This is a genomic window from Vibrio sp. 2130-1 (assembly GCF_033339515.1).
The window spans coordinates 1-901 of record NZ_JAWOUT010000129.1; the positions used below are offsets into that span (position 1 = coordinate 1).

Annotated in this window: 1 pseudogene; it reads right to left on the minus strand. The window is 45.9% G+C overall.

The window, feature by feature from the left end:
* Positions 1–871, minus strand: a pseudogene (locus R7Q09_RS24685) (PAS domain-containing sensor histidine kinase); the annotation flags it as partial.
* Positions 872–901 lie beyond the last annotated feature (30 nt).

A 901-nucleotide genomic window follows, 5' to 3' on the forward strand; every position in this document is an offset into this window, starting at 1 on the left:
TGATGATGACCAACAAAATCATCAATAACAGCAGTGCAGCGACACTCCAAGCAATGACATTAATGGCTTGTTGAACTGGCTTGGTCGGGATGAGATAACTGACATACCAATTGAGGTCATCCAATTTAACGGTATGGGCAAAATAGCGTTGTTGATCCAGCGTCCAAAAATGGATCACGGTGTTGTCGTAGAGCTTTTGTGTTTCCTCATCTACTGCATGGTTTGGCTCATTGAACCAGTCTGCGTTGTAAGTGGTGCTGCTCGACAGGAAGAAACGCTGATGGCGGTTTTGCAGTGTAATAATGTCTTGGCTGGTGATGGTTTGTTCCGTCAGAAGGCTCAAGTTAATTTGTACGACGACAATACCCGCGATGTTAAGGCCATCAAAAATCGGTGCCGATAAATAATACAGAGGGCTCGAACCTTTGGTTTTATTTACCAGAGAGACGCCTTCACCTTGGTGATGAATCTGTTCAACAATGGCACGTCGATCTGAACGGCTAAATCGTTCATCGATGAGGCTGGAAACCAACACTTCACCAGAGGTGGAGAGGATCAACCAACCTTCGGTATTCGCGGCTTTGTCGAGTTGGGTTAACTGGGCTTGCAGCGGTTCATAGTAAGTCAAATTGCCTTTCACAAACGCAATAGTTTCGGGATTGTTGGTGACTAAATAAGGCAGGTGATAAAAGCGTTTCAGTGCTCGGCGGACTTCGCCGATGTAATCCAGTAGTTTTTGTTGCGCTTCGGTTTGCGTTTGTGCGCTGAGCAATTGGTGGGCGATTTCACGACTAGCACTGTAAGAAAATAGCACCATCGCGCTTGCAAAAATCACAAGCAACCATGTTTTCCCTTTTCCGCTGAGCGTCATACCGACTCCATCCAAGTACTCGTTTTCTTA